At 28.5% G+C, this 15,000-nt stretch carries 16 protein-coding genes; 10 read left to right on the top strand and 6 right to left on the bottom strand.

Features of this window, described 5'->3' with window-relative positions; genetic code table 11:
• Nucleotides 1–73: 73 nt before the first annotated feature.
• The 6 genes from mnmE to rpmH form a co-directional block, all read right to left on the bottom strand.
• Nucleotides 74–1,447, bottom strand: a complete 1,374-nt coding sequence (mnmE, locus tag FYJ83_RS14470) for a tRNA uridine-5-carboxymethylaminomethyl(34) synthesis GTPase MnmE (RefSeq protein ID WP_154441650.1) — start codon at nucleotides 1,445–1,447, stop codon at nucleotides 74–76.
• A gap of 114 nt (nucleotides 1,448–1,561) precedes the next feature.
• On the bottom strand, nucleotides 1,562–2,188 hold the full coding sequence (jag, locus tag FYJ83_RS14465; protein WP_154441648.1) for an RNA-binding cell elongation regulator Jag/EloR: 627 nt from the start codon (nucleotides 2,186–2,188) through the stop codon (nucleotides 1,562–1,564).
• A gap of 4 nt (nucleotides 2,189–2,192) precedes the next feature.
• On the bottom strand, nucleotides 2,193–2,900 hold the full coding sequence (locus FYJ83_RS14460) for a YidC/Oxa1 family membrane protein insertase (protein ID WP_154441646.1): 708 nt from the start codon (nucleotides 2,898–2,900) through the stop codon (nucleotides 2,193–2,195).
• Nucleotides 2,901–2,914: 14 nt separating this feature from the next.
• Nucleotides 2,915–3,130, bottom strand: a complete 216-nt coding sequence (gene yidD / locus FYJ83_RS14455; RefSeq protein WP_154441644.1) for a membrane protein insertion efficiency factor YidD — start codon at nucleotides 3,128–3,130, stop codon at nucleotides 2,915–2,917.
• On the bottom strand, nucleotides 3,123–3,479 hold the full coding sequence (rnpA, locus tag FYJ83_RS14450) for a ribonuclease P protein component (protein ID WP_154441642.1): 357 nt from the start codon (nucleotides 3,477–3,479) through the stop codon (nucleotides 3,123–3,125). The genes yidD and rnpA overlap by 8 nt, the downstream gene beginning before the upstream one ends.
• 127 nt (nucleotides 3,480–3,606) lie before the next feature.
• Nucleotides 3,607–3,741, bottom strand: coding sequence for a 50S ribosomal protein L34 (gene rpmH / locus FYJ83_RS14445; protein ID WP_072977524.1), 135 nt, complete (start codon nucleotides 3,739–3,741; stop codon nucleotides 3,607–3,609).
• 674 nt (nucleotides 3,742–4,415) lie between these two features.
• Between rpmH and dnaA the strand changes: the two genes are divergently transcribed.
• From dnaA to FYJ83_RS14395, 10 genes are all read left to right on the top strand, one after another.
• Nucleotides 4,416–5,747 carry a chromosomal replication initiator protein DnaA gene (dnaA, locus tag FYJ83_RS14440; RefSeq protein ID WP_154441640.1) on the top strand — a complete coding sequence of 444 codons (1,332 nt, stop codon included), beginning with the start codon at nucleotides 4,416–4,418 and terminating at the stop codon, nucleotides 5,745–5,747.
• A gap of 185 nt (nucleotides 5,748–5,932) precedes the next feature.
• Complete coding sequence (dnaN, locus tag FYJ83_RS14435) at nucleotides 5,933–7,039, top strand: DNA polymerase III subunit beta (protein WP_154441638.1); 1,107 nt, start codon at nucleotides 5,933–5,935, stop codon at nucleotides 7,037–7,039.
• Nucleotides 7,040–7,051: 12 nt separating this feature from the next.
• Nucleotides 7,052–7,261: an RNA-binding S4 domain-containing protein gene (locus FYJ83_RS14430; protein WP_154441636.1), complete on the top strand. Its 210-nt coding sequence runs from the start codon at nucleotides 7,052–7,054 to the stop codon at nucleotides 7,259–7,261.
• 28 nt (nucleotides 7,262–7,289) lie between these two features.
• Nucleotides 7,290–8,390: a DNA replication/repair protein RecF gene (recF, locus tag FYJ83_RS14425; RefSeq protein ID WP_154441634.1), complete on the top strand. Its 1,101-nt coding sequence runs from the start codon at nucleotides 7,290–7,292 to the stop codon at nucleotides 8,388–8,390.
• Between the two features lie 14 nt (nucleotides 8,391–8,404).
• The gene (gene remB, locus FYJ83_RS14420; protein ID WP_154441632.1) at nucleotides 8,405–8,656 is read left to right on the top strand and encodes an extracellular matrix regulator RemB; all 252 of its coding nucleotides are present in this window, start codon (nucleotides 8,405–8,407) and stop codon (nucleotides 8,654–8,656) included.
• A gap of 25 nt (nucleotides 8,657–8,681) precedes the next feature.
• Nucleotides 8,682–10,601, top strand: coding sequence for a DNA topoisomerase (ATP-hydrolyzing) subunit B (gene gyrB / locus FYJ83_RS14415; protein ID WP_154441630.1), 1,920 nt, complete (start codon nucleotides 8,682–8,684; stop codon nucleotides 10,599–10,601).
• Between the two features lie 10 nt (nucleotides 10,602–10,611).
• Nucleotides 10,612–13,035 carry a DNA gyrase subunit A gene (gene gyrA / locus FYJ83_RS14410; RefSeq protein ID WP_154441628.1) on the top strand — a complete coding sequence of 808 codons (2,424 nt, stop codon included), beginning with the start codon at nucleotides 10,612–10,614 and terminating at the stop codon, nucleotides 13,033–13,035.
• A 139-nt stretch (nucleotides 13,036–13,174) separates the two neighbouring features.
• Nucleotides 13,175–13,504 carry an anti-sigma factor antagonist gene (locus tag FYJ83_RS14405; protein ID WP_154441626.1) on the top strand — a complete coding sequence of 110 codons (330 nt, stop codon included), beginning with the start codon at nucleotides 13,175–13,177 and terminating at the stop codon, nucleotides 13,502–13,504.
• On the top strand, nucleotides 13,497–13,874 hold the full coding sequence (locus FYJ83_RS14400; RefSeq protein ID WP_154441624.1) for an ATP-binding protein: 378 nt from the start codon (nucleotides 13,497–13,499) through the stop codon (nucleotides 13,872–13,874). The genes FYJ83_RS14405 and FYJ83_RS14400 overlap by 8 nt, the downstream gene beginning before the upstream one ends.
• The gene (locus FYJ83_RS14395; RefSeq protein WP_154441622.1) at nucleotides 13,871–14,662 is read left to right on the top strand and encodes a SigB/SigF/SigG family RNA polymerase sigma factor; all 792 of its coding nucleotides are present in this window, start codon (nucleotides 13,871–13,873) and stop codon (nucleotides 14,660–14,662) included. Before FYJ83_RS14400 ends, FYJ83_RS14395 begins: the two co-directional genes overlap by 4 nt.
• Nucleotides 14,663–15,000: the final 338 nt, after the last annotated feature.

Raw genomic sequence — 15,000 nt, 5'->3', positions numbered from 1 at the left:
TAAAAACTAAAATAGATATTTTTTATTAATTCAAAGCTTTTTACTATTCACTATACACTTTTCACTATCTTTTCTATTTTCCTATGCAAAATTCAGAGAATATCCTATCTAAAATATCTTCTCCTATGGTATCTCCAGAGATTTCACCTAAGTTTTCCCAACAATTTTTCAAATCAACTTCTATACAATCTATAGGTACATTTGCTCCTATGTCCTCTAAAGCCTGTGTTATATTCTCTAAAGATTTTATTAACTGATTTTTATGCCTCATATTTGTAATTACTGCATCAGAATAAATCTCTACTTCTCCGCTATAAAACATATCTTTTATATTCTTTTCTAGTACATCTATACCTATACCAGAAGTAATAGAGGTTTCTATTACATCCTTATTATCTATAAGTTTTTTTAAATCATCTTTATTATACTTATTAGGTAAATCTGTTTTATTTAAAATAACTATACTCTTCTTATTTTTAATTAGCTCTATGATCTTATAATCTTCACTTGATAACTCTTTTGAAGCATCGAATACTCCTATAACTAAATCAGACTTTTCAACAGTTTCTTTGGCCCTGTCCACACCTATTTGCTCCACTATATCATCTGTATCTCTAATACCAGCAGTATCTACTATCCTAAGAGGTATTCCATCTATATTTACATATTCTTCTATGACATCTCTTGTAGTACCTGGTATATCAGTTACTATAGCCCTGTTTTCTCGAAGAATTGCATTTAATAAAGATGATTTTCCTACATTAGGTTTACCTAGTATTACAGTATTTAGTCCATCTCTTAAAATCTTACCTCTATCTGCTGTAGATAAAAGTTTTTCTATTTCTTCCTTTACTTTATTGCCACTTAATTTTAAATCATCGTAGGTAACTTCTTCTATGTCTTCATCTGGAAAATCTATTGAAACTTCAACATGGGCAATCATCTCCAATAGTATATCTCTTATTTCCTTTATCTTTCTAGATAAAGAGCCTTCCAATTGATCTAAGGATGTCTCAAAACTTTTATCTGTTTTAGCTTTTATCATGTCTATAATAGCTTCTGCCTGAGATAAATCCAATCTTCCATTTAAAAATGCTCTTTTAGTAAATTCTCCTGGCTCGGCTAGTCTTGCTCCACTATTTAATACAAGTTCCAATACTTTCTTTACTGAAATAATGCCACCGTGACAATATATCTCTACCATATCCTCTCTAGTATAGGTAGTAGGTCCTTTCATAAAAGATATTAAAACTTCATCTATTAATTGATTGTTTTTTTTATCTACAATATGTCCATATACTAATTTTCTATTATATTTGTTACCTAGTTTTTCTGTTTTATTACCTTTAAATATGGCATTTCCAATACTTAAAGCATTTTTTCCACTAATTCTTACTATACCTATTCCAGCCTCACCAATAGCTGTAGAAATTGCAGCAATAGTCATAATTTCACCTCACTAACAAAAGTATTTAATATTCCAATACTCTCCATATTTATAATAATTTACAAGATTCTCTATATCATAAGAGAAACCCAGTATTATACTGGGTTCTTAGTTTTACTTTGCTTGAATAACTACTCTTCTGTAAGGTTCATCACCTTCGCTATAAGTTGTTATTCCTTGTATATTTTGTAATGCAGAATGTATAATTCTTCTTTCATAAGGATTCATAGGTTCTAATTTAATAGGCTTTCTAATATATTTCGCTTTTTCAGCCATTTTATTAGCTAATTTTATCAAGGTTTCTTCTCTCTTTGCCCTATATCCTTCTGTATCTACTACAACCTTAGTATAATCATCTCGATTTTTATTTATAACTAAACTTAATAAATACTGAATTGCATCAAGAGTATTACCTCTTTTTCCTATTAATATCCCCATATCTGTGGAGCTAATTTCCTTTATATCTACAATTAGACTATCTCCATCTTTTTTAACTACATTTACTGCACTTATATTCATAGAATTTAATATCTTTGATAAATAATTATCTGCTATTTCAATAGGGTCATATGTTACAGAAACCCTAACTTTTGCGTCTTTTCCACCGATTAAACCAAATAAACCTTTACTTGGTTCCTCTATTACCTCTATTTCAACATCTTTTTCACTTACATTCAATTCCATTAAAGCCTCTTTTACTGCTTCATCAATGGTTTTTGATACCTTAATAACAGACCTCATGACCTTAATTCTCCTCCTTAATTTTACGTAAAGACTTATTTGTCACAACTTGTTGTATAATAGAGAAAATATTACCTATTACCCAATATAGTGCAAGTCCTGCTGCAAATCCTTTTGCAGCCATAAAAATCATTACAGGTAAAAATATATTCATCATTCTCTGTGTAGCTTGTGCTTGAGGGTCTGTACTTGGCTGAACCATAGTTAAACTTTGTAAATAAGTAGTAGCTGCTGCTAACAATGGTAGTCCCCAAAGGTAAGGATCTGGAACTTCTAGATTTTGAATCCAAAAAAATGTTTTATTCATAGCTTGGTAAACTGCTGGGTCTTTGAAAGCATAAATAGTAGGATTGCCCATTACTTTAAAAAAAGCAAGAATAATGGGAAATTGAATTAAAAGTGGCAAACATCCAGCAGCTGGATTATAATTATGTTCTTTATATAATTCTGCCATCTTTGCCTGCATAGTTTGAGGATCATTTTTATATTTATTTTGAATTTCTTTCATTTTCGGTTGAATCTCATTCATCTTCTTTGAGGATTTACTCTGATGTAAATTAACAGGTAAAAGTATAATCTTAAATATTACAGTCGTTATTATTATAGCCATTGCATAAAAAGAAAAATTTTGTGGTTCTGTACCAATATTAGACACCATATCATAGACAAACTTTAAAAGCCCGCCTAATATGTTACCTAAAAAAGCCGTCATTTATAAACCCCCTATCATTTTAACGGATCATATCCTCCTTTATTAAATGGATGACATCTCAATATTCTTCTTATAGTTAAATAAGTTCCCTTAATAAATCCATATTTTTGGTAGGCTTGTATAGAATATTCTGAGCAAGTTGGATAAAATCTGCAATTTTTTCTAGTTAGTATATATTTCGATATAAAATTCTGATAAAATTTGATTAAAAAAATAGCTATTTTAGCCATCACTATCTCTTTTATCCATCAATAAGTTTCCTAATTTTAAAATATGAAGCATTGCACTTTCTAACTCTTTATATGAAATATCCACCGTGTTTTTTTTTGGTATAAAAATTAAATCATAGTTATTCTTTATGTTCTCAAAATTTAGTCTATAAATTTCTTTCATCCGTCTTCTTATCTTATTTCTAACAACTGAATTTCCAATCTTTTTAGTAATAGAATAACCTACTCTAGTGTTTCCAATATTATTCTTCTTAACGTAAAGAACTAAATTTCTGTTCCAATAACTCTTTCCACCACTATAGACTTTCTTAAACTCCATATTACTTCTTAATCTATAAATCTTATTCATTGCATTTGCTCCCTTTAGTCAAATAAATGGCCTTTAATTATAAGAAAAGCTTCTATAATATATAGAAAACATTCAAAGTTAAGGAAACTTTTCTATTCGTTATAAAAAGGCCACCATATTAGCGGCCTTATGCAGTTAATTTCTTTCTACCTCTTCTTCTTCTTGCTTTTATTATTTCTCTACCTGATCTAGTTTTCATTCTTTTTCTAAATCCGTGTTCTCTACTTCTTTGTCTCTTTTTTGGTTGATAAGTTCTTTTCACTTATAAACACCTCCTTCGATAATATAACTTCAGAAATATATAAAATAATACAGAGTTTTCCATTAAGAAAACATGAATACTACTAATGATTATATTTATTTGAAGCAGATATGTCAAGATTTTTCAACAAAACTATATTTAGAAAAAGTTACTAACAATATGTTTAAGTTGTGGATAATTTTGTTGAATATCTTTACGTTTTTTGTTATTATTAAATAACATGTGGATATTATATTTTACTTATCAAGAATCAAAAGTTATACACATTTTGTGGATAGTATGTGTATAACTTTTATATCGCTTAGGACTTTCTTACATAAAAGCTTGTATTTATCTCACCTTTTATCCACATTGTATTTTTTTTATGCTGTGTTGATAAGTTAATATTTATAAATGTTATTTTTTTAATAACATTATATCAATAGTTTATCCACAAACTTTATTTTCCAAACTCATTTATTTTTTTTATATAAATTTAAAAATCTTGTTGATAACTATGTTTATAACCTATAGAAAATTTCTAATTTCATTCTGTTAATTTATGAACTTTTTGCTAATAAGTTTTCAAGAACGAATATTTTTATTTTTTTTATAGAACTTTTTCCTATGACTTTTATAAAAAAGTTTAAATTTTTTTCTATAGGCTATAATTTTAATGGATAGGAGGTAAAAAAATGGCTTCAAGTTTAGATAATATTTGGAATGAGGTTTTAAACCTTATTAAAGTAGAATTAACAGAAGTTAGTTTCAATACTTGGCTGAAAGCAATAGAGCCCATTAGCATTTCTTCTGATAAAGTAATTTTAGCAGCGCCTAATGAATTTACAAAAGGTATTTTAGTAGGAAGATACCTTAATCTAATAAAAAATGCCTTTTCTCATATTACCGAGGAAGAATTTGATATTCAATTTATTATACCTGGAGAAGAATATTCTCTAAACATAGGACAACCTGTAGTACAAGAGACAAATGATAATAATCATAAATCACAGTTAAATCCTAAATACACTTTTGATACATTTGTAATAGGCAATAGTAACCGTTTTGCCCACGCAGCTTCGTTAGCTGTAGCTGAAGCACCAGCACAAGCATATAATCCTTTATTTATTTATGGAGGAGTTGGACTTGGAAAAACTCACTTAATGCACGCAATTGGACATTATATACTTAGTCAAAATCCTAACTCAAAGGTAGTATATGTTTCGTCAGAAAAATTTACAAATGAATTAATTAACTCTATTAGAGAATATAGAAATGAAGAATTTAGAAATAAATATAGAAATATAGATGTTCTTCTAGTAGACGATATTCAATTTATTGCTGGTAAAGAAGGTACCCAAGAGGAGTTTTTCCATACCTTTAATGCACTTCATGAAGCAAATAAACAAATAATAATATCTAGTGATAGACCACCTAAAGAAATTCCAACGTTGGAAGACAGACTTAGATCTAGATTTGAGTGGGGACTTATTGCAGATATTCAACCACCAGATTTAGAAACAAGAATAGCCATTCTTAGAAAAAAAGCTAATGTAGAAAATATTAAAGTAAATGATAATGTAATGCTTTATATAGCTTCAAAAATCCAGTCTAATATTAGAGAGTTAGAAGGGGCTTTAATCAGAGTAGTAGCCTATTCTTCTTTAACTAATAGTGAAGTTACTGAAGAACTGGCAGAAGAAGCTTTAAAAGATATATTATTGAGCAATAAAACTGTAGAAATCACTGTAGATTTAATAAAAGAAATAGTATCTAAAAACTTTAAAATTAAAATAGATGATTTTAATTCAAAGAAAAGAACTAGAGCAATAGCACATCCTAGACAAATTGCTATGTATTTAACTAGAGAACTTACTGATTTATCTTTACCTAAAATTGGAGAAGAATTTGGTGGTAGAGATCATACAACTGTAATACATGCTTATGATAAAATAAGTACAGATATAAATGAAAATCAAGATTTAAAAAAGAAAATTGATGATATAGTAAAAGAATTAAAAGGATAAATTATATTACTAGTTGTGGATAGTTTAAATAGTTTATAAATACTTATCCACATGTTATTAAAAGTGTATAATCTTTTATATTTCCAATTACAAACTGTTATCCACATAATCACAGCCCCTACTACTATTACTACTATATATTTTATATTCTTTCTATATCATGAAAAAGAGGAGGTCTAATTAAAATGAAATTTAAAATAAACCAAAAAGATTTATCTAAACATATAAATATTGCACAAAAAGGAATATCATCTAGAACAACTTTACAAATATTAGATGGTATTTTACTAGAAGCATACAAGGGTAGATTAAGACTTATAGGAACTGACCTAGAAATAAGTATTGAAACCTATGTAAATTGTGAAATAGAAGAAGAAGGGGCAATTGTAGTTAATTCTAAAATATTTGGAGATATAGTAAAAAAACTTCCAGATGCACCAATTTATATACATGTGGATAACAATAATATAAATATTAAATGCGAGAACTCTGAATTCAATATAATAGGAAATTCATCGAAAGAATATCCTGATCTTCCTTTGATATTAGACCACACAAGCTTTGAATTGCCAAATGACCTATTTAAATCTGCCATAAGGCAAACTGTATTTGCAACTACTCAAGATGAAACTAGGCCGTCTTTGACGGGTGTATTAATAGAGATTGAAAATAAGCTTATTTCTTTTGTTGCCTTAGATGGTTATAGATTATCTTTAAGAAAATTACCAATAGAATCAGATGTACAGCTTAAAATAATAATACCAGGTAGAGCACTAAATGAATTAAATAAGATTTTGGAAGATAATGAAGAAATAATGAAAATAGCAGCAGCACCAGGTCATGTTGTATTCAATACTGGAGATACAATAGTATATTCAAGACTCCTAGAAGGTCAATTCTTTAATTATAGAGAAATCATAAGAAAGGATCATAAAACATCTGTAACAGTTAATAAACGAGAGTTTCAAAATAGTTTAGAGAGAGCTTCACTATTGGCTAAAGAAGAAAAAGCTAATTTAGTTAAATTAAATATAGTGAATGAACAAATACTTATAAAATCTAATTCTGAAATAGGAAATGTAAATGAAGTAATAAATGCAGATGTAAATGGGGAAAATATAAATATTGCATTTAATTCAAGGTATATACTAGAAGGTATAAAAATAATAGATTCAGAGGAAATACAATTAAACTTTATGGGTAGTTTAAATCCATGTATTATAAAGCCAATACAAGATGAAAATTATATTTATTTAGTATTGCCTGTTCGTCTTGCACAGGATGATTTTTAGAGGAGAGATATTATGAAGGAAATATCAATAGATACTGATTATATAAAATTAGATCAATTTTTAAAACATATAGGAGTTGCTCAAACTGGAGGTCAAGCAAAAATTATCATAAGTGAAGGTAGCATAAAAGTAAATAATGAGGTAGTATTACAAAGAGGCAAAAAAATAAGAAAAGATGATATAGTTAATATTGAGGGCTATGATTCCTTTATTGTGGTATAATACTATTTGCCTTTAAGGGGTGTTTTTGTTGTATGTAAAAAATATAAGACTAATAAACTTTAGAAATTACTATAGTCTAAATATAAAACTAAACGAAAAAACTAATGTCTTTATAGGAAAAAATGCTCAAGGAAAAACTAATTTATTAGAAGCAATTTATATTTGTGGAACTGGAAAGTCTTTCAGAACAAGTAGAGATAAGGAAATAATAAATTTCGATAAAAATGAAGCTTATGTTGGTTCTGAAATAAATATTGGGAAATATGAAAAATTTATAGAGATAAAGCTAGAAAGAGACAAGGCAAAAAGAATTAGGGTAAATAAAACAGAACTAAAAAGCCATAAAGAACTTTATAGTGGATTAAATGTAGTTGTATTTTCTCCTGAAGATTTAAAATTAGTAAAGGGTGGTCCTAGTGAAAGAAGGAATTTTTTAGATACGGAAATCTCACAAATAAAACCAGTATATAATTTCAATATAAATAGATATAATAAAGTGTTATTTCAGAGAAATAACCTATTAAGATCTGGTAAGTTTCAGGAAAATATTTCTAATCTTTTAGAAATATTTGATTTACAAATGGCTAATATTGGCACGGAAATAATATTAGAAAGATATAGGTATATAAAAGAGTTATCAAGTATATTAGAAATAACCCACAATAATATAACTTCATCAAAGGAAAAATTAGAACTTCACTATATTTCAAATATTGAAATATTAGATAATAAAATAGAGATGGAAAAAAGATATTTAGATAAACTTAGAAATAATGTAAAAAGTGATATAGAGTCATCTTTTACGCAGTTAGGACCTCATAGAGATGATATATTTATTAATATAAATAATAAAGAGCTCAAAACCTATGGTTCTCAAGGACAACAAAGAACAGCAGTATTATCCATAAAACTATCGGAAGTAGAACTAATAAAGAAACAAAAAGGCGTTTATCCAGTTTTACTTTTAGATGATGTTTTTTCTGAATTAGATGAGGAAAGGCGAAGATATTTAATTCATTCTTTTAAAAATATGCAAACTTTAATAACAGTAACAGATGCTGTAGATTTAAAAGAAATGGATAATATTGAAAAATCAATATATTATATAGACAATGGACAATTAAGTTAGATAGGAGTTACAATATGATTATTCATATAGGTGATAATAATTATATATTTACAAAGGACATAATAGCTATACTGGATAAAAAGGCAGCAGAAGGTACTAAAAAGACTAGAGAATTTATAAATAAATTGATAGAAGAAAACTCAATAGTTGGAAGTTTGGATGAAAGTATTAAATCTTATGTACTAGTATCAAGAAATAATAAGACAATAATTTATACATCAAATATATCTTCAAAAGCACTGTCAAATAGAAATACTTATGAATAGATAATAATAGATTGGAGGTAAATTAATGGATAACGAAATAAATAGTAATAATGATAGACATTATACGGCCCAAGATATACAAGTACTTACAGGATTAGAACCAGTAAGAAAAAGACCAGGTATGTATATAGGTAGTACAGGTGTAAAAGGACTCCACCACTTAGTATATGAAGTAGTAGATAATAGTATAGATGAGGCTTTAGCAGGAATTTGTGACACTATTAGGGTCACTATTTTTGATGATAATTCAGTTAAGATAACAGATAATGGAAGTGGAATACCTGTAGAAACTCATCCTCAAACTGGAAAATCTACAGTAGAAACTGTTTTAACCATACTACATGCAGGTGGAAAATTTGATAATGGTGCATATAAGGTATCTGGTGGACTACATGGAGTTGGTGTTTCTGTAGTAAATGCCCTATCTGAATGGTTAATAGCTAACGTAAGAAGAAATGGTAAAGAGTATACCCAAAGATTTGAAAGGGGTATATCCAAAACAGAACTAGAAGTAGTGGGAGATTCTAATGAAACAGGTACAACTATTCATTTTAAACCTGATGCACAGATATTTGAAACTATAATATTTAGTTTTGAAACCTTAGAACATAGATTTAGGGAAATGGCCTTTTTAAATAAAGGAATTAAGATTATACTAGAAGATAAAAGAGAAGAAAAAATAAAAGAATTCCATTATGAAGGTGGAATAAAGTCATTTGTAGAATATATAAATAAAAATAAAACTCCGATTCAAAAAGATATAATGTATTTTGATGGAGTAAAAGATGGCACTACTGTAGAGTTAGCATTACAATATACAGATGGATATTCAGAAAATATATTTACTTTTGCTAATAATATTAACACACCAGAAGGAGGAACCCACTTATCAGGACTTAGAACTGCCTTAACTAGAATTATGAATGATTATGGTAGAAAATATGGATTTCTTAAAGAGAAAGATGAAAATCTAAGTGGAGATGATGTAAGAGAAGGGTTGACTGGAATATTATCTGTTAAGTTAATGGAGCCTCAATTCGAAGGACAGACTAAGAGTAAACTAGGAAATAGTGAAGTTAGAGGTATAGTAGAATCCTTAACTTATGACTATATAAGTATGTATTTAGAAGAAAATCCTAAAGATGGAAAGATAATATTAGAAAAAGCAATATCTTCTCAGAGAGCTAGAGATGCTGCTAGAAAAGCAAGGGATTTAACTAGAAGAAAATCTGTTTTAGAGAATACTACATTGCCTGGTAAACTAGCAGATTGTCAAGATTCTGATTTAGAAACCACAGAAATTTATATCGTAGAAGGAAACTCAGCTGGTGGTAGTGCAAAGCAAGGCAGAGATAAAAAATTCCAAGCTATACTGCCGCTGAGAGGTAAAATATTAAATGTAGAAAAGGCTAGATTAGATAGAATTTTAAGTTCAGAGGAAATAAAGATCATGATTACAGCCTTTGGAACGGGAATTGGTGAAGATTTTAATATAGAAAAGTTAAGATATGGTAAAATAATTTTAATGACAGATGCTGACGTAGATGGTGCACATATTAGAACTTTACTTTTGACATTTTTCTATAGATATATGAAAGAATTAATTGATAATGAACATATATATATAGCTCAACCACCCCTTTATAAGGTGACTAAAAATAGACAAGAACATTATGTATACAATGACAATGAACTAGATAAACTTTTAGATGAAATAGGTAGAACAAATTATACTCTTCAAAGGTATAAAGGTCTTGGAGAAATGAACCCAGAACAATTATGGTCTACAACTATGGATCCATCAACCAGAACTCTTTTAAAGGTAACTTTAGAAGATGCTGTGGCCGCTGATGAAGTATTTACTACTCTAATGGGAGATAAGGTGGGGCCAAGGAGACAATTCATTGAAGAAAATGCTAAATTTGTAAAAAATCTAGATATATAGGAGGTAAGTCATGGACAGAGAATTTGATAATGTAGTTGAAATAAATATTGAACACGAAATGAAAAAGTCCTACTTAGATTATTCCATGAGTGTAATTATGAGTCGTGCCTTACCAGACGTACGTGATGGATTAAAACCAGTTCATAGAAGAATTATTTATGCTATGGATGAACTTAGTATGAGTCCAGATAAACCCTATAGAAAGTCTGCTAGGGTTGTAGGGGACGTACTGGGTAAGTATCACCCTCATGGTGATAGTTCTGTTTATGATGCAATGGTAAGACTTGCACAGGATTTTAATATTAGATACCCATTGGTAGATGGTCATGGAAACTTTGGTTCTATAGATGGTGATGAAGCTGCTGCAATGCGTTATACAGAAGCTAGAATGACAAAACTTGCAATGGAAATGTTAAGGGATATAGGTAAAGATACAGTAGACTATAGACCAAACTTTGATGAGACATTAAAGGAGCCTATAGTACTTCCAAGTAGATTTCCAAATTTAATGGTTAACGGTTCTTCAGGTATAGCAGTAGGAATGGCAACTAATATTCCGCCTCATAACTTAAAAGAGGTTATAGATGGTATTGTAATGCTTATAGATAGCCCTGATTCTACAATAGATGACTTAATGACAGTAATAAAAGGTCCAGATTTTCCTACGGCTGGTCATATAATGGGGAAAGATGGTATTAGATCTGCATTTAAAACTGGTAGAGGTAAAATAAGGGTAAGAGCTGTTACTGAAATAGAAGAAACAAATAAAGGAAGACATAGAATTATAGTAACAGAACTACCTTATCAGGTTAATAAGGCAAATTTAATCGAAAAAATAGCAGAATATGTTAGAGATAAAAAATTAGAAGGAATATCTGATTTAAGAGATGAATCTGATAGAGAAGGTCTGAGAATAGTTATAGAAATAAAAAGGGATGCAAATCCAAATGTAGTTTTAAACAATCTATATAAATATACTCAGCTTCAGACTACATTTGGAGTTATAATGTTAGCTTTAGTTAATGATGAACCTAAGATTTTGGATCTAAAGGAAATGCTTTCTTATTATGTTGATCATCAGAAGGAAATAATAACTAGAAGAACTCAATATGATTTAAATAAAGCAGAAGAAAGAGCTCATATAGTTGAGGGATTAAAAATAGCTTTAGATAACATAGATGAAGTAATCCGTATCATAAGATCATCTAAAACAGAAGCAATAGCTAAGGAAGCTTTGATGGAAAACTTTGGTCTATCAGATAGACAATCTCAAGCTATAATGGATATGAGATTAAGAAGATTAACTGGTTTGGAAAGAGCAAAATTAGAGGAAGAATATGAAGAACTCATAAAAGAAATCAATAGATTTAGAGAAATTTTAGCAAATGAAAGATTAATATATCAAATAATTAAAGATGAATTAATAGAGTTAAAAGAAAAATATGGAGATCCTAGAAGAACAAGAATAATGCCTTCAGCGGATGAAATAGATATAGAAGATATGATTGAAGAAGAAGATGTTGTAATTACATTAACTCACTTTGGATATATAAAGAGAACTCCTGAGTACACATATAAGACTCAAAAAAGAGGCGGAAAAGGAATAATAGCTTTAACTACTAGGGAAGAAGATTTCGTGGAAGATCTGTACATTACTTCAACTCATGATACTATTCTATTCTTTACTAATAAAGGTAAAGTGTTCTCATTAAAGGCATACGAAATTCCAGAAGGTGGTAGACAGGCTAAAGGAACTGCCATAATAAATCTATTGAATTTAACAGGTGATGAAAAGATAAGTGCCATAATTCCTATAAATAAAAATACTACTGCCACTAATTTAATTTTAATTACTAAATCTGGTATAATTAAGAAAACTGGATTAGAACATTTTGAAAATATTAGAAAAAATGGCATTATAGGTATTAGTCTAAAAGAAGATGATGAGTTAATAGGAGTTAGAAAAACTAATGGAAAGCAAGAAATAATTGTAGTAACTAGAAAAGGAATGTCCATTAGATTTAACGAAAGTGATGTTAGAGAAATGGGCAGGTCTGCCATGGGTGTAAAGGCTATAGATTTGAAAAAAGATGATAAAGTTGTTGCCATGGAACTAGTGGAAGAAGGTAAGAGACTACTAGTTATATCAGAATATGGATTTGGTAAGAGAACATCTTTAGAAGAATATAAGACCCAAAATAGAGGTGGAAAAGGTTTAATAACCTATCATATAAGAGAAAAAACAGGAGATATAGTTTCAGCTAAGGTTGTAGATGATAATGATGAAATAATGATGATTTCATTTAGTGGTACAATAATCAGACTTATAGCTAAAGATATATCCATTATGGGTAGAAGTACTCAAGGAGTTACTCTTATGAAGATGAGTGATGACAGAGTAGTTGCTGTAGCAAAATATGTAGGAGAAGAATAAATATATTAAGATTCCTTATTTTTAAAAATAAGGAATCTTTTATTATAGAGAAATTTCAAATCCCAGTATCACACTTTACATTAAGATTCTTTTATTATAAAATCAATATATAATAATATAAAAAGGGAGGTTTTTGCAAATGTCTTTAAATATAGAAGTACAATTTGATGAAAAAGAAAATATGTGGATTGTTTTTCCAAAAGGCGAAATAGATATTTATACTTCTCCTAAATTAAAAGAAAAGGTATTAAATGCTTTTGATAGTAACCCGAGGGATATATTAATAGACGGTGATAATTTAGATTATGTAGATAGTACAGGACTTGGAGCATTAATATATATATTAAAAAAATTAAAAGATAATAATTTTAAGATATATTTATCAAATATTAAACCTAATATACTAAAGTTATTTCATATTACAGAATTAGATAAGTTATTTATTATAAGAGGTGAGGTAGATGAATAAAGATGTAATTAGTCTTATAATCCCCAGAAAGCCTGATTATATTAGTTTAATTAGACTCACTACTTCAGGAATAGGAAATAGTATGGCATTAAGTGTAGATGATATAGAGGATATTAAGGTTTCCATAGGAGAAGCTTGTATAAATGCACTTATTTTGAATGAAAAAGAAGAAATATTAATAGTATTTGAAATAGAAGAAGAAAGATTAACAGTAAAAGTAACAGGTGTTAAAGAAAACATACCTGATTATATAGAAGATAAAAAAGAAAGAGAATTAGGATTACTCATTATAAAGTCATTGATGGATAAAGTAGCATTTACTGAAAATGGTATAGAAATGATTAAATATATAGAGGATGATATTCAATGACTAGCAAGAGTCAGGAAGAAAGAGAAACAAAAAATCTAAAGGATAAGATGGAAATTAAGGAATTATTTAAGGCATATAGTGAAACTAAGGACAAGGATATTAGAAATAAGCTAATTGAAAAGCATATATACATTGCAGAGATATTATCTAAGAAGTATGCTAATCGAGGTATAGAATATGATGATATATATCAAGTTGCTTGTATAGGACTTATATATGCTATAGATAGATATAATATAGAAAAAGGTTATGAATTTTCAAGTTTCGCAACTCCAACTATAATAGGTGAAATAAAAAAGTATTTTAGAGATAAGGGTTGGACCATAAGAGTACCTAGAAGAATACAAGAACTATCTAAAAAGATAAATAATGCAAAAGTACTACTATCCCAACAATTACAAAGATCACCTACAATTGAAGATATAGCAAATTATTTGAACTATACAGAAGAAGAAATACTAGAAGCTATGGAAGCTAGTAAAGTATATACCCCTCAATCACTAGATGTAACCTATGATTCTAATAGTGAAGATAAAGATGTAAATCTAGCAGATTTAATAGGTGAAGAAGATGAATATTTTAGCAAAATAGAAAACAATGACTTTTTAACAAGGACTATGGAGAAACTAAATGATGTGGAAAAACAAATATTAATTGAAAGATATTTCAATAAAAAGACTCAAGTATCCATAGCTAAAGATTTAGAAATATCTCAAATGACAGTTTCAAGAATTGAAAAAAGGGTTTTGGAGAAACTGAGAAAAGAAGTAGATAAGATAATGATGTAAGAGGAAAAAGGTAGCTGAAACAATATATAATAATAAAACTAAAACTTTTTAATAAAACGTGTTGACTTTTATTTGGAAAAGGTGTATTATAGTAAAAGTCAGCTACGACAAATAACTTCATAAATCAACAAATGATTTAAAAAAAGTTTTAAAAAGTAGTTGACAGCAAATGAAAAATTTGCTATACTGAATAAGTTGCCTCGAGAGAGACAACGAGAACCTAGAAAACTAAACAGTGTGAGAAACTTTGAATTATAAAAAGTAACACATGAAATAACAGTCAGCAAATTTGAGCTAATCAGACTTTTAAATGAGAGTTTGATCCTGGCTCAGGACGA

The organism is Tissierella pigra (assembly GCF_009695605.1).
In the GTDB taxonomy this organism is placed as follows: Bacteria; Bacillota; Clostridia; order Tissierellales; family Tissierellaceae; genus Tissierella; species Tissierella pigra.
The sequence above is the reverse complement of the archived record's forward strand: the minus strand, read 5'-3'. Positions and strand labels throughout refer to the sequence as shown.